Genomic DNA, 22,949 nt, shown 5'->3' on the forward strand with positions numbered 1-22,949 from the left:
GTATCAATACACTGCCATAGATACTCCATCTCTACCTAGAAGCCTTGGAGAATGTAGAGAAATTTTTTACTATTGTATTCATTTTTGATAAATCTTACTATCTCTTCACATAGTGGTTTGCTATATTTACATTTTTGCATCTAGATATCTCCCTTTTTCTATGTGATTAAACTCAGGTAAAACTTGCATAAATTCCGCCATTATTGCATATTTATCAAATTTTCCATCTGCTATCATTGATTTTATATTTGCCTCAAATGTATTTAGACCTGCCCCATTTATCACCGGCTCATTCTCTATCACGCCAATACTAGCAAACCGCTCCATATCTAACTGCTCATTATCTGTGTAAAACTCCTCATAATCTTTCTCGCCGGTTGTATCGCTACTACCAAATAGGCACGCCCATTGTCCATTTTGCGCTAGTTGAGCAGCCTTTGCTCTAGCCTCATCTTCATTTTTACATATATATGGCTCATAGCCTTTAGAATGTAGATAACGCACCGCTATATCACTGAATTTTATCAAATTTAGCTTCTCATCTAGCTTTGGAAAGAAAATCTCTCTATTTTCTCCAAATATCGCACTTAATAAACATAATTCGCCAGATTCCTTAGGCGTTATAAAATATCTACGAACATCATTTGGTGCTACAATTGGCTGGAGCTTTTTAATTCGTTGTTCAAATCCGTGTAATAAGCTTCCATCGCTAAAGGCGACATTTGCAAATCTAGCCATACTTACTGGTGTTAAATTTGATCTGTAAAATGCAAACATCTCCATAATTCGTTTACTAGCCCCCATCATATTAGCAGGATTGGCCGCTTTATCGCTACTAACAGTGAAATATCTTTTTGAGCGTTTCATCAATTCATCACTATTGAATATATTTGTTTGAATTAGTCGCATTAATGTATATGGATCCTTTTCGCTTCTTACATGCTTTAAAGCACTTAAATTTAGCACATAATCATACTCTTTAGAATCCATAAAATCAGCAAATATCTGCGATCCAGCATCTATAGCATAGGTAGCAAACTCACCTTGTATATAGCCATAACTACTTCTAATATCACGCACTAACTCTACTAAGTTATTTTCACTAATATCAACTACATCAAGACGCATTGGCTCTCTAGCAAATATCTCTTTTACTACCGCTGAGCCGATACTACCAGCGCCACCAACTACTAAAAATTTAGAACTAGAAATACGCTCATTTAATTCATCTTTAAGTCTAGCCATATCACTATCAAATAGCGACTCACTCCTACCTATAAGATTTAAAACATCAATCATTTTATACTCTTTTTTGATTATATTTTACCAACTTATAGCTGAATTTAGTAAATTTAATACTCTTTTACCTCTGGTTTCCCAGAGGTAAAAAGGACTTGTAAAGTTTAATGAGTTTTAAAAGTGCGAGTTGATTAAATCACTCTACGAACGACCGCACACCGTGAGTAGAGTTAAGAGGCTTTTATCATTGCATAGCAATGAAATGTATATTACTAAAACTAACTTATTGTAGTAGTTTTAAGACATTTTGCTGTACAGCATTTGCCTGACTCATAGCGTAGCTTCCGCTTTGGGCTAGAATATTATATTTAGAGAAGTTTGCACTCTCACTAGCAAAGTCTACATCACGAATTTGGCTTTCAGCTGATTTTACATTTACTTGAGTAACTGTGATGTTATTTAGCGTAGCTATTAATTGGTTTTGTACTGAACCTAGGTCAGCTCTGATTCTATCTAGACTTTTTCTAGCTGATTCAGCTACATCAACCATAGCCTGAGCACCACCATAAGTATTTACACCACCATTTTGGTCTGTCAACTGACCAGCATTAGAAGCTCCACCATCAAAATACCCCATTGCTTTAGCAATAGCTGCACTAATTGTTCCTGAGTTCATATATTTTAAATTTACGCTAGCAGCATTATATGTAGCCGAAGCAGATACTGCCTCACTAATAGGAGCTGCAGACATACCGCTAATAGCAGATAGACCACCTTGCAAGCCAATTTTAATATCTCTAGCATCTTGGCGGATAAATGTTATTTGGCCCAATAATAACGCACCACCAGATGTAGAATAAAGAGCGCTTGTACCAGCAGTATATCCACCCATAAAGCTTGCACCAGATAAAATATTTAATCTAATAGCCCTACCATCTTTACTAGCTAAAACTAGTTTTCCATTTTGCAAGCTAGCCTCTACTCCGGTTTCATCTTTTTTAGCGTTGATTGCACCAATTAAAACATTATCGCTATCATTTGTTTTTGTAGTTATATTTCCAATAGTTATACCATTAATAATTAAGCCTTTAATAGAACCAGCTGATATAGTATTGCTAAAGATTTGAGTATTATTAACTTTTGCTCTTACACCAGTTTTATCGCTTACACCATTCATCATATCAGCAATTGCTTTATAGCCTTCAGTTCTAAAAATCTTATAATCAAGTTTTTCAAATTCATAGCCATTAGGATATCCATCAATTCCGCTAAGTTTTACACTAGCACTCACATTGGAAATTGTACTAAATGATGAATATCTTGCATTATTTGTAGTCTCAAACCTAGTATGCCCAATTGTATTTGAGTTTGTAGCACCTATGCTTACTTTAGCTGTTTCATTACTATAAGCACCTATTTGGAAGTTTTTGTTTGAAAAATTTCCATTTAGTAGCTGTTGGCCATTAAAGCTTGTAGTAGTAGCTATCATATCTAGTTCTTCTAGAAGTCTGCTAATATCATTTTGAAGTGCTCTTCTAGAATCAGCATTTTGACCATCTTGTGCTGCTTGGATAGCTTTAGTTTTAATAGTATCAAGTATTTTAATCTGTTCATCCATAGCTTTATCAGCAGTTTGGATGATACCTACAGCATCATTAGCGTTAGCAATGGCTTGACCTAGGGAGTTAGCTTGAGAGCGAAGACTATCAGCTATCGCCATACCAGAAGCATCATCAGCTGCTGTTTGAATTCTAAGGCCTGAGCTAAGGCGACCAAGAGAGCCAGTAAGTGCTCTATCATTTACAATTGCGTTTGCGTGTGAATTTAGAGCCGCTACGTTTGTGTTGATTCTAAAACTCATTATAAGTCCTTTTCTTAAAAAATTAAAAGTTCGATGGGGTATAAGCAATGTGTGTTCCAAAATTTGAAATTTATCAAAAATTTAAATTTTTATACCCAAATATATGAAAATCAAAATTGAATTTAGAGTAAATTTTAAATTATCTCATAAAATTTATATTAAAAATTTCTTAATTAAGTAAATTTTTATAGAGTTTTTGATATTATGCCAAATATTTTTTAAAAAAGGAGTATAAATGGATGCGATAAACACCCTATTTATAATGCTTTGTTCGCTATTGGTTTTGCTAATGACTCCATCACTAGCAATGTTTTATTCTGGGCTAGTTCAAGCTAAAAATGCATTAAATACTATAATGAATTGCTTCATAGTCTTTGGATTAGTATCATTTACTTGGATATTTGTTGGCTTTTCATTAGCTTATGAGGGTGACTACCTTGGTATTATAGGTGATCTTTCGGCTGCTTTTTTAAATAATGTTGAAGGTGTAAATGCTAATGGAGTCCCGCAACTTCTAAATGTGATATACCAAATGATGTTTGCCCTAATAGCAAGTGCTGTTATCACAGGATCGCTTGTTGGGCGTGTAAAGCTTGGTGTTTTAGCGATATTTTTGATCTTTTGGAGTATTTTGGTCTATGCGATTTTGGCTCATATGATCTGGGATGAGCAAGGATTTTTATTAACTCGTGGTGGGCTGGATTTTGCTGGTGGCGGTGTCGTTCATATCAGTGCGGGGACAGCTGGGTTAATTGGCGTTTTGATGGTGGGCGCTAGAAAAGAGATAGCGCATATCAGTGAGCAAGCCCACTCTATACCTTATGCCTTTTTAGGTGGTATTTTGCTATTTATAGGTTGGTTAGGATTTAACTCAGGTAGCGCTGGAAAGGTAGATGAGATCGCCGTAAATGCCTTTATAGTTACTATTATTTCAGCTTCTAGCGGATATATAGCTTGGATATGTATGGAAATTCTAAATAGACAAAAACCTAGCATATTAGGCTCTTTAAGTGGCTTAGTAGCTGGACTTGTAGGTATCACACCAGGTTGCGGATATGTAGGCATAGCAGCTAGTATAATAATCGGCGCTAGCACAGCTATTGTTTGTTTTTGGGGATTGATAGTTATCAAATACAAACTCAAACTAGATGACTCATTAGACGCCTTTTCATTACATGGATTTGGTGGTATATGGGGCGCTTTGTGTGTGGGGCTATTTGCTACTAAAGAGATAAATCCTAGTATTGAATTTGAAGGATTATTTGTAAGCTTTAATCCGCATTTGCTTTTAGAGCAGATTATGGGGGTTGTGGTTTGCTTTGGGATTTCGGCTATTATTAGCTTTGTGATATTTAAGGTTATATCATATTTTACCCCGCTTCGTGTAGATAGTGAGCATGAGAGCCTAGGTCTAGATGCTAGCCTACACGGCGAGAGCGCTTATAAAAGATAAAGTTTAAACTATCTTCATACTATGAAATTCGCAGATTAATGGTATTTGAGCCCACTAAATCTGCGAAATTAAATTCCAAAATTCTTAAATCAAATTATTTGATCTATTTTACAATTCTTGTTAATAATATATTAATTTATGTTATAATATTTGACAATAATCAAAAATTCAAAGGATAAAAATGGATATTAGCAAAGAGGTAAATTTTATTTGGAATATAGCTGATAAGCTCCGTGGAGCCTACACCAGTGATAAATATAAAGATGTGATTATCCCCATGGTTATTTTACGCAGATTTGAGTGCGCCTTAGCTGATACCAAAAACAAAGTGCTAGAAAAGTATAATAGCGAAAAAAACTGCCCAGCAAAAGTGTTAGAAAAAGCAAGCGGATATAAATTTTATAACACAAGCAAATTTGATCTAAAAGAGCTTAGAAACGACCAAAACAACATAAAAGCAAATTTGAAAAATTATATAGATGGCTTTAGCGACAATATCAAAGAGATATTTGAAAATCTAGAATTCCAAAAACAGATAGACAAAATGAGTAAAGAAAACTGCCTTTTTAGCATCATCAAAGCTTTTAGCGAACTTGACTTAGATCCCAAAATCGTCCCAAATCACACAATGGGCTATATATTTGAAGAACTAATCCGCAAATTTAGCGAAAATGCAGAAGCCGGCGATCACTATACAGGGCGTGATATCATAGCTTTAATGGTGGATATTTTACTTTTTGGTGTAGATATACAAGGCGATAATAAAGTAATTTCAGTCCTAGACCAAGCTTGCGGAACAGGCGGAATGCTAAGCATAGCAAATGAAAAGCTAAAAGCACAAAACAATAAAGCACAAATTTATCTATACGGCCAAGAGATCAACGGCGAGAGCTACGCTATCTGTAAAGCCGATATACTCATAAAAGGACAAAATGAAAAAAATATTTTAAAAACAGATACCCTAAAAAACAATGAATTCCCAAATGAAAAATTTGATTTCATCATCGAAAATCCACCATTTGGCACTTCATGGGGCGGAGAAAAAGCAAAAGATGGTGTAGAAGACGCTGTAAAACTAGCCTATGAGAGCAAATCTCGCTTTTTGGCAGGACTACCAGCCAAAAGCGATGCGCAACTTCTCTTTTTACAATCAGCCCTAGAAAAGGTCAAAGATAATGGCAAAATCGCCATCATCCAAAACGGCTCTCCGCTATTTAGCGGCGATACCACCTCAGGCGAGAGTCAAATTCGTCGCTATCTACTAGAAAATGACTATATAGATAGCATTATCGCCTTGCCAACAGATCTTTTTTATAACACTGGAATCGCTACTTATATATGGATACTACGCAAATCCAAGCCAAATGAAAGAAAAGGCAAGCTAGCACTAATCGACGCTAGTAGCTTCTATATAAAGCTTAGAAAATCAATGGGCAATAAAAGAAACGAGCTAAACGAGCAAAATATAGCACAAATTACCCAAATTTACAAAGATTTTAAAGAGAATGAGTATTGTAAAATCTATAATAATAGCGAATTTATCTATAAAGAATACACCATAATGACCCCACTTCAAAAGAGCTATACCATCACAGATGAGAGCCTAGAGAGCTTGAAATCTGCCTTTTATAATGACACCAAAATAACAGAATTAGAAAACAAAGATGAATTAAACCAAAAAGAGCAAAAAGAGCTAACCAAACAAAAAGAGGCCAAAGAGCTTGCTAGTGTGATAATAAGCAAATTAAATAACCATAAAGATAGTAAAAAATATCTAAACAAAGATGAATTTATCAGCTTTTTAAAGCAAATTTTAGATATCAAAGATACCAAAACACTAGACAAAATAGCCAAAATATTTAGCCGTGATGACGATGAAGCGCAAATTCAAAGAGATAAAAAAGGCGAGATTATCTACGATAAAGATAGCCGTGATAGCGAGATAATCAACATTAACGCTAATATCGATGAATACATGAAAAGCGAAGTCTTGCCACATCTGCCACTAGCAAAAGCCTTTGATGAAGGCAAAATCGGCGCCGAAATTCCATTTACTCGCTATTTTTACAAATACCAAAGCCCTAAAAGCACTGATGAGATAAAAATAGAATTCAAAAACCTAGAAAAAGAAGCAATTGAGCTTGAAAGCGGTATATTTGATGAGTAAGCAAAATATTGAATTCAAAGATAGCGGGATCCCTTGGATAGGTCAAATTCCAAAACATTGGGAGATTAAAAGGCTAAAATTTATATTAAATGAACGCAAAGAAAATAATAAGCCGGTTAAAACTGATTTTATTTTATCTTTAACAAATGAAAAAGGCGTTATCCCGTATAGCGAAAAAGGAGCGCAAGGCAATATCTCAAAAGATGATATTACGGGCTATAAGTTAGCTTATCCAAATGATATTATTTTAAATAGTATGAATGTAGTAATCGGTTCTGTTGGTTTATCAAGTTATTTTGGTGCGATAAGTCCTGTGTATTATGCGTTATATTCAAAAGAAAATTCAAATATAAAATTTTATAATTATGTTTTTCAAACTAGCGTATTTCAAAATTCTTTAAAAGGTCTTGGCAATGGAATTCTAGAAATTCGTATGAGAATTCCTATGTCAAATTTAAATAATGTTTTTTTACCTTTACCCCCACTCAATGAGCAAAAGAAAATAGCCGAATTTCTAGATAAAAAGTGCGAGATAATTGACAAAAGATTAAGCAATTTAGAGAGAAAAATTAAGAGCTTAAAAGAGTATAAAAAATCACTCATAAGCGAGTGTGTAACCACAGGGCTAAATCCTACAAATATGGAATTCAAAGATAGCGGGATCCCTTGGTGTCCGCAAATTCCTAGCGATTGGCAAGTTATAAATCCTAAAATTCTATTTAAACAAAGAAATCAAAAAGCAAAAAGTGGTGAAATTCAATACACAGCCAGTCAGGAATTTGGTATTATTTCGCAAGAAGAATATACACGAAAAACAGGCTACAATATGGTAAAAGTGCTAAAAGGCTTTGATATTTTAAAACATGTTGAAGTAGGCGATTTTGTTATAAGCATGAGAAGCTTTCAAGGTGGATTAGAATATAGCAATGTTAGTGGTTCTATAAGTTCTGCTTATGTTATGCTTATACCAAATTCTAAATTTGTTAATAATCGCTATTTTAGGTGGCTTTTTAAATCGTCAAAATATATAGATGCACTTCAATCTACTACAAATTTGATTAGAGATGGTCAAGCCATGCGTTATTCAAATTTTGCTTTAATTAAGTTAATTGTCCCGCCACTCAATGAGCAAAAAGAAATAGCAGAATTTCTAGATAAAAAGTGCGAAAAAATAGATAGATTAAATGAGAATTATACTAAGCAGATTACCGCACTAAAAGAGTATAAAAAATCCCTAATCTACGAGTGCGTAACGGGCAAAAAAGAGATTTAAATTGCTATAATTTCAAAAATCAAAAGGAGTTAGAATGAATAATGAAGTAGGTAATAAAAATGAAGAATTTGAAGGCTTTGAAGGCGAAGAAAGCTTAAATACACTAGCAGAGAATTTAAAAAAGGATTATAAAGAAAATTTGCGCATTAGCAAAGAAAGAACAAGTATTTTTGAGATTAATAGAAAATTGGACAATCCGGAGCGTGGACTAATAGAGCTAAACCCAGAGTTTCAAAGAGATGATGATAGATGGAATGAAAAGCAAAAATCAGAGCTGATAGAAAGTATTTTGATAGGAATTCCATTGCCTGTGTTTTATCTATTTCAGACAAGTAGCGGTATGAGACAAGTAGTAGATGGCAGACAAAGACTGCATGCTATTAGGCAATTTTACAAAGATGAATTAAAACTTTCAAAACTAACAATTTTAAGCGAATTAAATGGTAAAAAATTTAGCGAATTAGAACCATTGCTTCAAAATAGCTTTGAGGATTATCAACTAGAAATTTACGCCCTATTACCGCCTACAAATGAAGATATTAAATTTAATCTTTTTGATAGATTAAATCGTGGTGGAACACAGCTAAATCACCAAGAGATGAGAAATGCACTCTATCAAGGTGCTAGCACTAAGCTTATTAATGAATTAAGCCGTGATGAAAACTTCAAAAAAGCAACTAAGCTTAAAGAAAATGCTATAAAGACAATGAAAGATAGATATTTGATATTAAGATTTATAGTTTTTTATCTAATTAGGCAAGAAAAAATAGAAACCAAAATTGAAGGCAGCATTGATGAAATCCTTGCTAATGCGATGAAGGAGATAAATAATAAAGAAAAAGAGCTAAATTTAGATGATTTAAAAAATAAATTTAAAAAAGCCATGGAAAATATAACAAAAAATGACTCAGATGAGCTATTTAGGTTTGAAAATAAAAACAATAAAAAACGACCTTTAAATATGCTTCTATTTGAAAGTGTTGTTTATCTTTTTGTTTTAGCGCTTGAAAAAGGCGTGGCGGTAGACATCCAAAAGCTAAAAAAGTTTAAAAAAGATGAATTTGATAAGCCAGAGAGAATTACTTATGGTATTGATTCTGCAGAAAATATAAAATTTAGATTTGACTCTATGGAAAGGTTGCTTAATGATTAAAGAATTAAAAATTTCAAATTTTAAAAGCATAAAAGAGCAAAGTTTTGAGTTTAAGCCTTTGGTGATTTTGACAGGGACTAACTCATCTGGCAAATCATCTATTTTACACGCTATATTGCTTACATTAGACAATAAAACCAGCCGTTCGCTTCAAAGATTAACAAAGAAATTTGATAAATTTAGCATTGTTAGAAATGTCTTTATCAAAAAAGATAGCGTTGATATAGAGCTAAATGGGGAAGTTTATAAAATAAATGAAGGCGATGAAAACAATAAAATTTATTGCTCAAAAGAGTTAAAATTTGAAGAAAATTTATTTTTTATTAGTGCAAATCGCACTGGGGCAGAGGATTTAGCGGATTATGATGATTATGAAAAGTTTGGCGTAAAAGGTGAATATACTTTTGGATATTTCGATAAACATTGGCAAGAAAAAGCAGGGATTATCAGATTTAAAGATGATGAGAGCTTAAAAGGTCAGCTTTGGCGTTGGTGTAAAGAAATTTTTGAACTTGATTTTGATGTACAAACAAATAAAATAAATGAAAATTTTGTTGAGATAAAATATTATTTTAGAAATATTGATAAAGAGCTTTCACCTTTTAATGTAGGAACTGGAATTAGCTATGCTTTGAGAATTTTAATAATTGGGCTTAATTGTAAAAAGGGCGATATTTTTATCGTAGAAAATCCAGAGATTCACTTACACCCAAAAGCCATTTCAAATATGGCTAAATTTTTTATATTTTTGGCTAAAAATGGTGTTCAAGTTATCTTAGAAACTCATTCAGAACATATAATAAATAGCGCTTGCTATGAAGTGTGTAAGAAAAATTTTGATTCTAGTGATATAGTAATTTATTATAAAGCGAATCAAAATAGTGATTTTGAAAAAATAAATGTAGGAAATAGTGGTAAATTTGTAGATGAAAATGGTAATTTAAGGAAGTATCCAAGTGGATTTTTTGATGCTAATTCTGCTGAATTGTGGGAGCTTTTGTAATGCGTTTGAGCGATAAATTAGCATTAGAATATATTAAATTTAGAAATCAATGCGAATTTGATTTGCGATGTATTGAAGCTCTTTTGTGTTATTTTAAAGGTGAGTTTATTTTTACAAAAGAGCAGCTTAGCTATGCTAGCAAAGAAATTGCTTCATTTGATATGAATAGGTTTTTACCACTTCTTAATAAAATACCGAAATTTCGATTAATTCTCTGTGATGATAATGATCAATTTCCAAATGTGAATATTTTTAGGGATAGAATAGAAAATAATCTAAGCGCAACTTTTAAGGCAGGTGAGCAAAGAAATAAAGCTATAGAGCATTTTAAAGCACTGTTTAAAGATGCGAAATCTATTTTTATTTATGATAAGCACATTTATAAGAATCATAATTTAGCTAGCTTAGAAAAATTGATAGAAGAATGCAAAATACAATGCAATATTTATCTAGATAGAAATACCTATAATGAACTAAATAAAAATAAAAATCTAAGTTCAAAAATAAAATCTAAAATAGCTATAGACAAAGCTCATAATTTAAACAATAAAAATACACATGACAGATATATTATCATAGATAATAAAATAGAAATCATTTTAACAAGTGGAATTGATTATCTTTTTGATACAAGTAAAGATTTTACTTATATAATTAGGGAAATTTAAAGGGCAAAAATGGCTAAAACTATATATGATGAAAAAAGACAATATCAAGCTGATATAATAAAAGAATTTGCTAAAAATGGAGTTGTAGAGCGAAGCGCAAAGTATTATGATAAAAATTTAGCAATGGATAAAGAGATACTACTAGAGTTTTTAAAATCCACTCAAGAAAAGGAGCTTAACTCACTTGGGCTAAATGATGATGAGATAATCTCTAAAATCAATGACTATATAATCAAAAATGGAATTCTAGAGTGCTTAAAAAATGGCGTAATGATAAATAATACAAACTTAGAGCTAGTTTATAACAAAGAAAGCTCTGGTTTTAATGCTGATTTAGCCCAGAAATATGAAAAAAATAAAATCACAATAATACAAGAAGTAAATGCCGATAATGAGAATAAAGAGCGTGTGGATTTAGTGGTTTTTGTCAATGGTGTGGCGTTTGCTTGTATGGAGCTTAAAAGCAATTATTCAGGGCAGGATTATAAAGATGCTATAAAGCAGTATAAAGAGGATAGAAACCCGCAAAATAGGCTATTTGATAATAGGCTTGGTGCGATTGTGTTTTTTGCTTTGGATCTGTATGAGTGCTATATGACTACAAAGCTAGAAAAATCCAAAACTAAATTTCTAGCCTTTAATAAAGGTAAAGGAAAGGACAATGAGACAGGGGCTGGAAATGATGAGGCAGAGGACAAAATAAGCAATGTATGGTATCTATGGGAAGAGGTATTGGTAAAAGATAATATAATTGATTTGATTAAAAATTTTATATTTGATGATAAGGGGGTTATGATTTTCCCACGCTATCACCAGATGGATCTAGTACATAAAGTAAAAAGCGATATTTTGAAAAATTCAGAGTATAAAAACTACTTAATCCAGCATAGCGCAGGATCTGGCAAGACTAAAAGCATAGCTTGGCTGGCATATATGCTAGCATCTTTGTATAAAGATGGCTCTGTAAGATATGAAAGCGTGATAATCGTAACCGATAGAATAGTAGTAGATAGACAACTGCAAAATGAGATAAACAAGATCAAGCATCAAGAAGGATTTATAAAAGCTCTTGGCGATGATAACAGCTCAAAAGATTTAAAAGATGCTATAAAAAATAGTGTAAAAATCATAATTTCTACAATCCAAAAATTCTCTTATATCAAAGATGAATTAAAAAATTTTGACACCAAATGTGCTGTGATAATAGATGAAGCGCACTCTAGCACCAGCGGGTCTAATATGGAGGCTTTGATAGATACTCTTAGTGCTGAATTTAGCGCAAAGAATAAACCAAAGAATATAAGCCTTTTTGGCTTTACAGCTACACCAAAAGAAAGTACTTTACAAATATTTGGTAAAGAGATAGATGGCATGTTTGTACCTTTTCATCTATACTCTATGAAACAAGCGATAGAAGAAGGATATATCCTAAATGTACTTGATAACTATACAACATATAACACTCTTTATAATATAGTATTAAAAAGCAGCGATGAAGAGGTAGAACAAAACCAAGCAAAACGCAAAATAAGAGATATAATAAAACATAATACCGATATCATAAAAAGCCGTGTAGCTGTGATAGCTGAGCATTTTGCTAATATCGGTAGCGATATGCTAAACAGCAAGGCTAAAGCTATGGTGGTGTGCGAGGATATAGAAAGCGTGATAAGATATTATCAAGCTTTTTGCGAGTATTGCGTGGGGAGATATGATTTTAAACCTTTAATAGCTTTTAGCGGTCAAAAAGAAGTTGGCGGAGTGGAGTATAGCGAAAGCGGGATAAATGGCATAAGCGAAGCATCTTTGCCTAGTGAATTTAATAAAGATGAGCGCAGGGTGCTTTTTGTCGCAAATAAATACCAAACAGGATTTGACCAAAATAAGCTTTGTATAATGTATGTCATCAAAGCCCTTAGCGGAATAACCGCCGTCCAAACACTATCAAGGCTAAATAGAATTTGCCCAGAATTTCCGCATAAAACTACTTTTGTGCTTGATTTTGTAAATAAATTTGATGATATTATTGGTAGTTTTGCGCCATATTATACGCAAACTATGCTAAAAGATGGCATTGATATGGCTGATTTACTTGATATCAACGCAAAAATAGATGGATATAATATCTTAATGCCACTTGAAGAAAAGATGGTAGCAGCTGCTATTTCTAATATAGATGATAATACTCAAAAGATGATAAGGCCATATTTCACAAAAGCAATAACACAAATAAATAATTTAGATGATAAGCATAAAATAGAGTTTAAAGGGCTACTTACAAACTACAAAAAGATCTTTTTACACTTAAAAATCATTTTTGGTGATATTTCTAGCGATAAGCTAAAGAATAGATATATTTTTATAGAAATTTTGCTCAAACAGCTTATAAATGAAAATAGAAGTAGCGAAAATATAGATATAGACATAGGCGTGATAAATGTTCAAGTACTAAAAAACCAAACACATACAAAAGAAAATATTAAACCAGATCCAGTGATGGAGATGAGTGCCTTTGGCTCAATGAAGATTGATTCTAGCAAGCTAGAAAAGCTCTCAATAATTATAAAAAAAATTAATGATAATCTTAGTCTAAATATGGAAGAAAACTCGCAAATTAAAGCTATTATAAATATCTCTGAGAAACTACTAAATAGCGCCAAGCTACAAAGCGGAGCAAAAAATAATAATAAAGATGATTTTACAAAACTTTATAATGATGAATTAAATGATATTTTAACAGATAATTATAATGATACGCAATTTGGTGCTTTATACGGCCAACTATTAAATAATCAAACCTATATAAATGAAATTTTCATACCATTTAGAGATAATATTTATGATATTTTAGAAAAAAGATAGGTTAAAATTTGGCATAAATAGCCGATTTTCATCGGCTCTTAGCCTTGCTTTGAGGTTATGAAATTTGGGTTAAATAGCATTAGAAAAGCTATTTGAATTTGATTTTAAGAGAGAAACGACCTTAAAATCAGCGTTTAAAGTATTTAAAGCATTATAAAAAGAGATTTTAAAAATTAAAGAAAATTTAAAAAAATTAAAAAGATATTAAAAATTTAAAAAAGAAATTTAAGTGGTGGGTTTACCAGGACTCGAACCTGGGACCATCCGGTTATGAGCCGGATGCTCTAACCAACTGAGCTATAAACCCACTTGAAATAAGAGTTGAAATTATACAGAATAATTCCTTAAATCTATATAAAACAACTCTAAAAATTAAAATTAGACTAGATAAATTTATCTTTAAAGCTGACTTTGTTTATCTCTCATTTTATTAAATTCATCATTAATAACAGATGAATTTGGCTCTTGCGACATTCTTTCTAACATATTGTTATAGCGATTTACCAGCCAGATTACAAGAGATGATAGCAAGAATGCAGGCAATAATTCATAAACTATACTTGAAAGACCAAATAATATCCATAAAAGTACCGTTACACCACCGATTATAATTCCAGCAAGCGCAGATAAGGCGCTCATATGACGTGAATATAGACTAAATAATAAAACAGGTCCGAAGCTCGCACCAAATCCAGCCCATGCATTACCCACAACTCCAAGTACTGTATCGCTAGAATTAAATCCAATAATTGTAGCAATCACAGCTACAATTATAACCGAAATTCGCCCCGTCAATACCTGAGTTCTATCGCTTACATCATGTTTATAAAAAGCAAAGATAAAATCCCTAGTAACAGAACTAGCGCTAACTAAAAGCTGAGATGATATAGTACTCATAATGGCTGCTAAAACTGCTGAAATAATCACACCTACAATAAATGGGTGAAATAAAGTGTCACCAAGCTTTAAAAATACAGTCTCTGGATCAAATAAAGGATTGCCATTTTGCGAAAAATATACAAAACCAATAAGCCCACTAGCCATCGCACCAACTAAGCCAATAACCATCCATGAAATTCCAATGCGTCTAGCCGAGCTAAGCTCTTTAGCATCTCTAATAGCCATAAACCGCACAATAATATGCGGCTGACCAAAATAACCAAATCCCCAAGCCAAAAGCCCCAAAATACCTAAAAATGTCTGTCCGGCAAAGATATTTAAATGGTCATAATTTGCTGCGTGACTATACTCATTTAAAAGCGCAAAAAAGCTTGAGCCTTCTGGAATATCAATACTAAAATATGCTACTAATGGGATACAGACCAACACTAAAAACATTAAAATACCTTGGAATGCATCAGTTAGACACACAGCCTTAAATCCGCCAAAAAATGTATAAAATACCACTATAAATAGAGTTACTGCAGCACCAAGAGCAAAATCTAAACCAAAAAAGCTCTCAAATGTCTTGCCTCCTGCGATGATACCACTACTTACATAAAGTGTGTAGAATACCAAAATAAAAATTCCTGAAATTATGCGTAAGACTTTTGTTTTATCCTTAAATCTATTTTCTAAATAATCAGGAATAGTAATGCTATCGCCAGAAATTTCAGTATATACCCTAAGCCTACTGGCTAAATACTTATAATTCGCCCACGCACCAATGCTAAGTCCTATAGCAATCCATGCATTACAAATTCCACTTAGATACAACGCTCCAGGCAATCCAAGAAGCATCCAACCACTCATATCGCTAGCACCAGCACTTAATGCGGTCATAAATGGCCCTAAAGAGCGATTATCTAGCAAGTACTCATTTAAATTTGACTTTTTATTATAAGCTAGGCGACCAATCACCAAAAGCACCGCAAAATATAGCCCAATAGCTAAATAGGTAGTAAAATCCAAATTCTCTCCTTATTTACTGTTTTTTTTCTTTAAATATTTTTCATCTATATAACCCATATCTGCAAGCTTATCAAAAATTCTAGCAAGTATCGGTCCAGCCGCACCTCCGCCGCTTGCACCATGTTCTACTAATACAGTTACTATATATCTAGGATTCTCGTATGGAGCATATCCTGTCATCCATGCATGTGAGCGCTCATAATATTCCATATCAACCTCTTTTATGCGCACCTTATCTTCTTGACTAATTCCTACTACTTGAGCAGTACCTGATTTAGCTGCTATGGTAACCTTTGATGGGCTTAATACTCTAAATCCTGTACCGCCTGGAATATTAGCTACTGCATGCATTCCTTCTCTTATATATTTTAGAGCTGATTTTTCTTTTTGGCTTAAAATATCTCTAGCATGCCACTCTTGAGGCACTCCATTGATACTACCAATAAAATGCGGTGTAACATCATGCCCCATTGCAAAAATTGCCGTATCTCTAGCTACTTGCATAGGAGTTGCTAAGAAGCTACCCTGACCTATACTAGTATTAATAGTATCACCTTGATACCATGGCTGATTTAATCTCATTTTTTTCCACTGAGCATCTGGAACAATTCCTATATACTCATTTGGCAAATCAACTCCAGTTTTAACTCCAAAGCCATAGCGTCTAAGAACTGGCGCCATAATATCAATTCCTACATTATATGCTCCACGATAAAAATATGTATCACAGCTATCACGCAAAGCCTCGACTATAGTCATCATCTCAGAGCCATAATTTTTCCAATTTCTAAATTTTCTATCACCTAGCTCAAGATATGGATCACAAAGTATCCGTGATGTTGGTGCATATTTTCCACTCTCAAAAAATGCCATACCCATCGCCATCTTTACAACACTTCCAGGTGGATATAGTGCATTTATTAATTTATTAGTAAATGGATGATCTGGATTATTCATCATCTCATTCCAATCGCTTTGACTAATACCAGTTACAAATTGATTCAAATCATACTCTGGCAAGCTTGCTGCTGCTAAAATAGATCCATCAATTCCATCCATAACTACTACCGCACCAGCTGGACGATCAAAAGCTTGATATAAGTACTTTTGTAATTCCAAATCAATAGTTAAAGATATATCAGTGCTGCTTGGCTTAATATAACCAATCTCTTCTACAACCTTATTTAGTGCAGTAACCTTGGTAGTTCTTTGACCTTCTACTCCTTGTAAAATTTCATTATAATAGCGCTCAATTCCACTACGACCTGTATAGTTAGTCAGTTTTGAAAGCGGATTTGCCTCTATATCTTTTAAATTTGCCCTACCAACATATCCAATAACATGGCTAGCTAACTCACCTAATGGATAATGACGGATAGAAACTGGATTTACCGAGGTATTTTCACGCAAATTTAGCCTAGCAAAATGTGGTAAAACTCTATCATAATCTAAAAAATTTACAACATTTACAAAATCTTGTGAATAAGGAGAGTCATTTTTTATATACTCCCTTTTTAGCTTTGTAGCGTTTAAATCTGGAAACACTGAGATTATAAAGTTTATCTCATCATCTAATACTTTTAAATTTCGTCTTAAATGTGGCTTAATAGAGATCTCAAATCCTAATTTATTTACTGCTAAAGGCTGGCCATTTTTATCTAAAATTTGACCACGAACCGGAGCAATATCTTCAGTTTTTATTGCATTTTTTTCGGCAATCTGCTCATAATACTCATTTGATTTAATACTTAAATAATAGATACGAGTAAGCAAAATAATCCATACAAGAACGATAATTCCATATACAATAGTTAGCCTCATAGCACCCGCCCTCTAAATATTACAAGTGCTATTAGTGATTCTATCGCAGCATATAGCAAATACTCATAGCTTAGCTCAAGACGAGGCTGATTAAGTATATAAAGTGCAATATTACTCATAACCAAAGTAAGAATATAGCCTGAAAATACATATATAGTTATTAATAGCTTTCTCCATTTGATATTTGTCTTTAGCCAATCATCAAGAAGATAGTAAAATAACAACCATGCTAAAAGCACCGAGCAAAACTCAAATCCATTTAATTGTTCAGCAAAAAATAAAAAGGCTACAGTTAGATACCATCTTTTATCTTTTACTCCAAGCGTTCGCTCAATCTCATCACTAAGTATTATTAAATAAGCAAAAAATATCCCTATAAGAGATGGTAAAAATAGCGATGTTAAACTAAATATCTCATAGCCTATAATAGATATAAAAAAAAGGCTAAATCTTAGAGATTGTGAATTAGTGCTATTTCGTTGCATACTGGAAAGTGTTTGCATTTTATGCAATCGGCCCAAATTTTTTGCGCTGGAAGCTTCTCTTTAGAAATTTCTTCAAACCCTAAGTTTTTAAAAAATTCACTTCTATAAGTAAGAGTAAAAACTTGAGCAATCTCAAGCTCTCTAGCCTGAGCTAATAAGGCATTTACTAGTCCACTACCTACGCCTTTGCCTCTATAGGCCCCATCAACTATCAAGCTTCTAACCTCAGCTAAATTTGCTGCGTGAATATGAAGAGCGCTATATCCAATGAGCCTATCATCATCAAAAGCCAATGTATATGAGCGAATATTAGTAGCTATCTCATCATCACTTCTAGGCAAAATCACCCCATTTTCAATCTCAGGGCGAACCAAAATCTGCATACTAGCTATATCTTTTAATCTTGCTTTTTTATACTCTATCATTTTACACCAAATACTGCATTATATATCGCTTTTGTCGCTTTATCTATACCGATTTTTTTACTACTTGATACCAAAATCGCAGCTGGATCAATCTTTAAAACAGCTGACTTTTGACTCTGATTTAGTTTATCTGATTTTGTGTAAATATTTAATACATTCTGGTCAGGTCGGACAAATTCATTTAGATACAAACCAAGATTTTCATCTTTTTGCAGCCCCGCATGTCTAGAATCTATCAAATGGATAAAAGCCTTTATACTAATGCGTTCACGCAAATATTTATCTAGATTTTTTTGCCATGCATTATGCATACTTTTACTAACTTTAGCGTAACCAAACCCAGGTAAATCCACAAAAATCAATGGAACCTTATCCTCGCCATTATCGACTATAACCTCAAAATAGTTAATTAGCTGAGTTTTACCTGGTGTAGAGCTAGATTTAGCCAAGCCATGGTGATTAGTTAGTGCATTAATAATAGAGCTTTTACCAACATTACTACGCCCTAAAAACGCCACTTCGCTTATACCAAACTCAGGAGAATCATCAACTCCTTGAGCTGAGAGTAAAAACTTAGCACTTACGATTCTCATTTATCTTCTACCTGAAATATAAATTTAACTGGCTTTTTATCCTTGCTTTTGACACTATAAACACCTTTTAACTGATCTACTATAATTTCATCACCAAAAATTTTCTTATCACTATCAACTTCATGCAAAAATGCACTACCTTTTAAGGTGTAAATTTGCCCTTTTGGCTCATAGGTTAGTAAATCGCCACTACCATTATACTTTTTACCATCTAGTAAGATACTAAATTTGGCATTACTTATTGCCTCATATTTTTGCGGTTTTCGATTTTTATCAAAGTAAATTTTAACACGATTTGCAGTTAATGTATCGCTTTTACCTTTTTTAATTAATACATTACCTACAAGTTCTCCAAGTCCTACTTTCTCATCAGCATAGAAGCTATCAGCACTTACTTCGACCTGATTTGCACTTACTACACCATAAAAGAATGCAACAACTATAAAAGATTTAACTATTTGTAAAACCAACCTTTAACTCCTTTTGCAACGATATGATTACTATCAAGTGCATATATCACGCTTTTTCCTACTATTTTATCGCTATTTTGCAATAATTCAAATGGGACACTGCTTAATAATGTTTTCTCCATCATTAGATACTGAATTTCACTAGAGTTGTATCGCAAATTGGTATCTAAATTTAGATATCTCACATCGCCAAAAAATGTTATATTATTATCTTTATAAATAGCCTCATTTGAGGTGATGTTGTGTCTATCTTTTTGGATAAAGGTAACATTTGGCTGAATAAATTCATTATAATCATCATAGGCTATAACACTTTTAGATGTAAATTTAGCATATGTATTTGTAGCATTTATCTCATAGCTTATTACTCCATCTGCTTGCATATTTGCTACCTTTATACTGTTACTTTGCAGGCTAGTTTCATATGGGTTTTGTAACATTAACGCCACTACGCTCATACTAAAAAGAGCCACAACAAAATAAAAAATTTTTATAGCCAACGCCCAATCCACTCATCACGTAAATTTTCTCTATCAATGATAATTTCTATCATCTCTCTAACTGCACCATAACCGCCATTTTTACTTAATTTTATATCTGGAGTAAGCGCTTCAAAAGCATCATTTGGTGCAAAACTAATAGCTACATTTTTTAACAATTTCATATCATTTAAATCATCGCCAATAGCAGCTGCATTTTCTAAACTTAATCCTTCTAATTCTAAAATCTCTTTAGCCTTAGCAAGTTTATCGCTTACACCTTGAAAACAATACTTAACCTCTAGCTCTTTGGCTCTATCAGCTACGATTTGAGAGCTTTTACCTGTAATTATGGCCGAAATTTTACCCATACGATTCCACTGTTGTATGGCAAATCCATCTTTTACATCAAATCTTTTAAATTCATCAGATAAATTAGTCTTATAAAGACCACCATCACTCATACATCCATCAACATCTAAAAATATTATCTCTATCATAATACGCCTTTGGTGCTTGGAATTCCTATCTTATCATTTTTAGCCACAGCCCTACGAAATGCCACAGCAAAAGCCTTAAATGTAGCTTCTGCTATATGGTGAGAGTTTGTACCTCTTTGCTTGATTATGTGCAAGGTAATGCTTGAATTCATTGCAAGTGCTCTAAAAAACTCCTCTACAAGCTCACTATCAAAGTCCCCAATCTTTGGATTCATCTGCGATTCATAGACCAAAAAAGGTCTATTAGATAGATCCAAAGCACACTCCACAGCAGCCTCATCCATCACTACAACTGCATTGCCGTATCTCTCCACGCTACCAAGCGGATATAGAGCTTCCTTGATAGCTTGACCTAGTACGATACCGCAATCTTCTACGCTATGGTGATCATCTATATGTAAATCTCCTTTGCAATAAAGCTTAATATCCATTAAAGAGTGCTTTGCAAATGCAGTTAACATATGATCAAAAAATCCAATACCAGTATCTATATCACTATTACCGCTTCCATAGATTTCAAGCTCTAAACTAATATCAGTCTCTTTTGTTTTTCTTTGTTTTTTTATCATTATATTTCCTAATCTCTAGCTATAAACGCACCTTTAAACTGACCACTAGATATGAAATCACGAGCTTCAGCTTCGCTTCTAAATCCTGTTAAAAATACCCTATAAATTGGCTCACCATTTAAACTATACTCACGAACTGTTGTTTTATAAATTCCGTTTGTATTATTATATTGAGTTTTATAGGTATTTGCTCCAGCAAGGCGTCTAAATGCACCAATTTGCACCATAAAATTACCACCTGTATATGTGTGGGTTTTAGCCGTTTTATTAGCCGGAGTCTCAACCTGTCCGTAAAATCCTATAACTTCAAGCTTTACTGGAACTGTTCCATCAGCAATCATAGCAATTTCTAAAGCTGCGGCTTTAGATAAATCAATAACCCTACCAGCTACAAATGGTCCTCTGTCATTTATTCTTACTGTGGTTGTTTTGCCATTTTTTAAACTTGTAACTTTAACCATTGTATTCATTGGCAAGGTTTTATGAGCTGCAGTTAGAGCATGCATATTATATGTTTCGCCATTGCTTGTTTTTTTGCCATGAAAATTTGGTCCATACCAGCTAGCAATACCTGTAGCTGTATCACCTACTTCTACTACTGTTGGGTAATATGTTTTACCATTTATTGTATATGGTCTCATTGTAGATTCTTGATTGCTAGCACCACCATTTTGTATAGTTTCAAAATCTGAACCTGAGTAGTTTGAACCATATCCTGAGCCTAAATAGCCACCTGAATACCCCGAACCTGAGTAGTGTGGGATACTCTTTGTAGAACATCCGCTAAATAATGCACCTGCTAGCACTATGACTGATAATTTAGTGAGGTATGACAAGATTTTCTCCTATTGCTAATTTCATATTTGTTTTGCTATTTGCCTTTATAATTTCATCCACTTCTACGCCAAATTTACGTGAAATCATTCCAAGTGTATCACCCTTTTTAACCTGATACTCATAGATTGTTTTAGCATTTGCTGGGACGGCAAGTTTATAGTTTGATTTTATCTTACTTACATTATTATACTCTTTAATATCGCTTGCTTTAATATTTAACTTTTTAGCAATAATTTCAAAAGTATCACCTTTTTTAGTATTATAAATTTTACTCTTTGACCCCTCTTTATAATTAGCGGCAAACTCCTCTTTTTTAATTGTTGGGATATAAATATAATAAGTCTCCCTATTTGGCGGAGTAAAGCTGTATCTTAAATGAGTATTATATTTGCTAAGATTTTCTAAACTAAATCCGATAGATACAGCCACATCTCTTAAGCTAGTTCCACCTGGAATTTCAACTCTTTTAATACCTATATATGTAGCTGAATTTAGCATTGAACTATCTTTTGAGATTAGAAAATCACTATCATTTGCCACATATGCCATCATTATAATTTTACGTAGATAATCCCTGCTTTCTAACGAAAGGTACTTTTTCTTTGGGTTTAAAAGCACCATTATATCATCACTTCCAGCTAATTTTATAGCTTTGCTTAATTTTCCCTCTCCTGCATTGTAAGCTAAAATAGCTAGATACCACTTGCCAAACCTATCTTTTAATCTTTCTAAATAATCAATAGCAGCATGTGTAGCTTGCAATGGATCTCGTCTTTCATCTACATACTTATCAACTTCTAAATTATGCAGCTTTGCAGTACTAGGGATAAACTGCCAAATTCCAGCTGCTTTAGCTCCAGAGGTTGCTCTATTTGATAACTTAGATTCTACAATAGCTAAATATAATAAAAAATTTGGAGCATTTCGCTCTTTTAAGACATCTTTTATTATAGCAGCATGCTTATACTCTTTAGTTATTGTATTTATAAATTCTTTCTTTGTCATATCCATTCGAACATTTTTAAGTAGTAAAAAATGCTCATCGTTTATATATTTTGGGTCAATATCAAGCTCTTTTAATACCCTAATTTCTTTTTGAAAATTATCATCTGAAACCATAAACCCAAATGAGCAACTACAGCTTAAAAGTATAAATAAAACTATGGCAAATATTCTCATC

20 protein-coding genes and 1 tRNA gene are annotated in these 22,949 nt (G+C 33.0%); 7 read left to right on the forward strand and 14 right to left on the reverse strand.

Features of this window, described 5'->3' with window-relative positions:
- Positions 1 to 126: 126 nt before the first annotated feature.
- Positions 127 to 1,299, reverse strand: a complete 1,173-nt coding sequence (locus CIGNP103_RS01695) for a UDP-N-acetylglucosamine 4,6-dehydratase (RefSeq protein ID WP_086268473.1) — start codon at positions 1,297 to 1,299, stop codon at positions 127 to 129.
- 223 nt (positions 1,300 to 1,522) lie between these two features.
- The gene (locus tag CIGNP103_RS01700) at positions 1,523 to 3,100 is read right to left on the reverse strand and encodes a flagellin B (RefSeq protein ID WP_086268474.1); all 1,578 of its coding nucleotides are present in this window, start codon (positions 3,098 to 3,100) and stop codon (positions 1,523 to 1,525) included.
- Between the two features lie 235 nt (positions 3,101 to 3,335).
- On the opposite strand from CIGNP103_RS01700, the gene CIGNP103_RS01705 reads away from it, so the two are divergent.
- The 7 genes from CIGNP103_RS01705 to CIGNP103_RS01735 all read left to right on the forward strand — a co-directional run bounded on the left by CIGNP103_RS01705 (position 3,336) and on the right by CIGNP103_RS01735 (position 13,679).
- A complete protein-coding gene (locus CIGNP103_RS01705; protein WP_086268475.1) occupies positions 3,336 to 4,553 on the forward strand; it encodes an ammonium transporter in 1,218 nt (405 codons plus the stop codon).
- A gap of 181 nt (positions 4,554 to 4,734) precedes the next feature.
- Complete coding sequence (locus tag CIGNP103_RS01710) at positions 4,735 to 6,720, forward strand: type I restriction-modification system subunit M (RefSeq protein WP_086268476.1); 1,986 nt, start codon at positions 4,735 to 4,737, stop codon at positions 6,718 to 6,720.
- Positions 6,713 to 7,993 (forward strand): restriction endonuclease subunit S, encoded by a 1,281-nt coding sequence (locus tag CIGNP103_RS01715; protein WP_086268477.1) that lies wholly within the window; start codon positions 6,713 to 6,715, stop codon positions 7,991 to 7,993. Before CIGNP103_RS01710 ends, CIGNP103_RS01715 begins: the two co-directional genes overlap by 8 nt.
- Positions 7,994 to 8,027: 34 nt before the next feature.
- Complete coding sequence (locus tag CIGNP103_RS01720; protein WP_086268478.1) at positions 8,028 to 9,146, forward strand: DUF262 domain-containing protein; 1,119 nt, start codon at positions 8,028 to 8,030, stop codon at positions 9,144 to 9,146.
- Positions 9,139 to 10,149 (forward strand): AAA family ATPase, encoded by a 1,011-nt coding sequence (locus CIGNP103_RS01725; RefSeq protein WP_086268479.1) that lies wholly within the window; start codon positions 9,139 to 9,141, stop codon positions 10,147 to 10,149. The genes CIGNP103_RS01720 and CIGNP103_RS01725 overlap by 8 nt, the downstream gene beginning before the upstream one ends.
- A gap of 83 nt (positions 10,150 to 10,232) precedes the next feature.
- Positions 10,233 to 10,817 (forward strand): hypothetical protein, encoded by a 585-nt coding sequence (locus CIGNP103_RS01730; protein ID WP_141082225.1) that lies wholly within the window; start codon positions 10,233 to 10,235, stop codon positions 10,815 to 10,817.
- Positions 10,818 to 10,826: 9 nt separating this feature from the next.
- The gene (locus CIGNP103_RS01735; protein WP_086268481.1) at positions 10,827 to 13,679 is read left to right on the forward strand and encodes a DEAD/DEAH box helicase family protein; all 2,853 of its coding nucleotides are present in this window, start codon (positions 10,827 to 10,829) and stop codon (positions 13,677 to 13,679) included.
- A gap of 230 nt (positions 13,680 to 13,909) precedes the next feature.
- On the opposite strand, the gene CIGNP103_RS01740 is transcribed toward CIGNP103_RS01735, so the two are convergent.
- From CIGNP103_RS01740 to CIGNP103_RS01795, 12 genes are all read right to left on the reverse strand, one after another.
- Positions 13,910 to 13,986, reverse strand: a tRNA-Ile gene (locus CIGNP103_RS01740).
- A 92-nt stretch (positions 13,987 to 14,078) separates the two neighbouring features.
- Positions 14,079 to 15,590, reverse strand: coding sequence for a sodium/proline symporter PutP (putP, locus tag CIGNP103_RS01745; protein ID WP_086241169.1), 1,512 nt, complete (start codon positions 15,588 to 15,590; stop codon positions 14,079 to 14,081).
- Positions 15,591 to 15,599: 9 nt separating this feature from the next.
- Complete coding sequence (gene mrdA, locus CIGNP103_RS01750) at positions 15,600 to 17,411, reverse strand: penicillin-binding protein 2 (RefSeq protein ID WP_086227843.1); 1,812 nt, start codon at positions 17,409 to 17,411, stop codon at positions 15,600 to 15,602.
- Positions 17,408 to 17,896 (reverse strand): hypothetical protein, encoded by a 489-nt coding sequence (locus CIGNP103_RS01755; RefSeq protein ID WP_236847404.1) that lies wholly within the window; start codon positions 17,894 to 17,896, stop codon positions 17,408 to 17,410. Before CIGNP103_RS01755 ends, mrdA begins: the two co-directional genes overlap by 4 nt.
- Positions 17,863 to 18,321: an N-acetyltransferase gene (locus CIGNP103_RS01760; protein WP_086224192.1), complete on the reverse strand. Its 459-nt coding sequence runs from the start codon at positions 18,319 to 18,321 to the stop codon at positions 17,863 to 17,865. The genes CIGNP103_RS01755 and CIGNP103_RS01760 overlap by 34 nt, the downstream gene beginning before the upstream one ends.
- Positions 18,318 to 18,914, reverse strand: a complete 597-nt coding sequence (gene yihA, locus CIGNP103_RS01765; protein ID WP_086224191.1) for a ribosome biogenesis GTP-binding protein YihA/YsxC — start codon at positions 18,912 to 18,914, stop codon at positions 18,318 to 18,320. The genes CIGNP103_RS01760 and yihA overlap by 4 nt, the downstream gene beginning before the upstream one ends.
- Entirely contained in the window at positions 18,911 to 19,384 is a 474-nt protein-coding gene (gene lptA / locus CIGNP103_RS01770) for a lipopolysaccharide transport periplasmic protein LptA (RefSeq protein ID WP_236847405.1), read from the reverse strand. The genes yihA and lptA overlap by 4 nt, the downstream gene beginning before the upstream one ends.
- Positions 19,369 to 19,884 carry a hypothetical protein gene (locus tag CIGNP103_RS01775; protein WP_086224189.1) on the reverse strand — a complete coding sequence of 172 codons (516 nt, stop codon included), beginning with the start codon at positions 19,882 to 19,884 and terminating at the stop codon, positions 19,369 to 19,371. Before CIGNP103_RS01775 ends, lptA begins: the two co-directional genes overlap by 16 nt.
- Entirely contained in the window at positions 19,875 to 20,363 is a 489-nt protein-coding gene (locus CIGNP103_RS01780) for a KdsC family phosphatase (RefSeq protein WP_086227840.1), read from the reverse strand. The genes CIGNP103_RS01775 and CIGNP103_RS01780 overlap by 10 nt, the downstream gene beginning before the upstream one ends.
- Complete coding sequence (gene hisB, locus CIGNP103_RS01785; protein WP_086268483.1) at positions 20,360 to 20,932, reverse strand: imidazoleglycerol-phosphate dehydratase HisB; 573 nt, start codon at positions 20,930 to 20,932, stop codon at positions 20,360 to 20,362. The genes CIGNP103_RS01780 and hisB overlap by 4 nt, the downstream gene beginning before the upstream one ends.
- An 8-nt stretch (positions 20,933 to 20,940) precedes the next feature.
- On the reverse strand, positions 20,941 to 21,768 hold the full coding sequence (locus CIGNP103_RS01790; RefSeq protein ID WP_439097829.1) for a septal ring lytic transglycosylase RlpA family protein: 828 nt from the start codon (positions 21,766 to 21,768) through the stop codon (positions 20,941 to 20,943).
- Positions 21,752 to 22,948: a lytic transglycosylase domain-containing protein gene (locus CIGNP103_RS01795; RefSeq protein WP_086227839.1), complete on the reverse strand. Its 1,197-nt coding sequence runs from the start codon at positions 22,946 to 22,948 to the stop codon at positions 21,752 to 21,754. Before CIGNP103_RS01795 ends, CIGNP103_RS01790 begins: the two co-directional genes overlap by 17 nt.
- Position 22,949: the final 1 nt, after the last annotated feature.

Origin of the sequence: Campylobacter sp. P0103 (assembly GCF_002139545.1) — a bacterium.
GTDB classification, from domain to species: domain Bacteria; phylum Campylobacterota; class Campylobacteria; order Campylobacterales; family Campylobacteraceae; genus Campylobacter; species Campylobacter devanensis.

What these genes read in the sequence shown, in the direction of transcription:
- CIGNP103_RS01695 (WP_086268473.1), bottom strand. Translation starts at nt 1,299, where the DNA reads ATGATTGATGTTTTAAATCTTATAGGTAGGAGTGAGTCGCTATTTGAT.
- CIGNP103_RS01700 (WP_086268474.1), bottom strand. Translation starts at nt 3,100, where the DNA reads ATGAGTTTTAGAATCAACACAAACGTAGCGGCTCTAAATTCACACGCA.
- CIGNP103_RS01705 (WP_086268475.1), top strand. Translation starts at nt 3,336, where the DNA reads ATGGATGCGATAAACACCCTATTTATAATGCTTTGTTCGCTATTGGTT.
- CIGNP103_RS01710 (WP_086268476.1), top strand. Translation starts at nt 4,735, where the DNA reads ATGGATATTAGCAAAGAGGTAAATTTTATTTGGAATATAGCTGATAAG.
- CIGNP103_RS01715 (WP_086268477.1), top strand. Translation starts at nt 6,713, where the DNA reads ATGAGTAAGCAAAATATTGAATTCAAAGATAGCGGGATCCCTTGGATA.
- CIGNP103_RS01720 (WP_086268478.1), top strand. Translation starts at nt 8,028, where the DNA reads ATGAATAATGAAGTAGGTAATAAAAATGAAGAATTTGAAGGCTTTGAA.
- CIGNP103_RS01725 (WP_086268479.1), top strand. Translation starts at nt 9,139, where the DNA reads ATGATTAAAGAATTAAAAATTTCAAATTTTAAAAGCATAAAAGAGCAA.
- CIGNP103_RS01735 (WP_086268481.1), top strand. Translation starts at nt 10,827, where the DNA reads ATGGCTAAAACTATATATGATGAAAAAAGACAATATCAAGCTGATATA.
- mrdA (WP_086227843.1), bottom strand. Translation starts at nt 17,411, where the DNA reads ATGAGGCTAACTATTGTATATGGAATTATCGTTCTTGTATGGATTATT.
- CIGNP103_RS01755 (WP_236847404.1), bottom strand. Translation starts at nt 17,896, where the DNA reads ATGCAACGAAATAGCACTAATTCACAATCTCTAAGATTTAGCCTTTTT.
- CIGNP103_RS01760 (WP_086224192.1), bottom strand. Translation starts at nt 18,321, where the DNA reads ATGATAGAGTATAAAAAAGCAAGATTAAAAGATATAGCTAGTATGCAG.
- yihA (WP_086224191.1), bottom strand. Translation starts at nt 18,914, where the DNA reads ATGAGAATCGTAAGTGCTAAGTTTTTACTCTCAGCTCAAGGAGTTGAT.
- CIGNP103_RS01780 (WP_086227840.1), bottom strand. Translation starts at nt 20,363, where the DNA reads ATGATAGAGATAATATTTTTAGATGTTGATGGATGTATGAGTGATGGT.
- hisB (WP_086268483.1), bottom strand. Translation starts at nt 20,932, where the DNA reads ATGATAAAAAAACAAAGAAAAACAAAAGAGACTGATATTAGTTTAGAG.
- CIGNP103_RS01795 (WP_086227839.1), bottom strand. Translation starts at nt 22,948, where the DNA reads ATGAGAATATTTGCCATAGTTTTATTTATACTTTTAAGCTGTAGTTGC.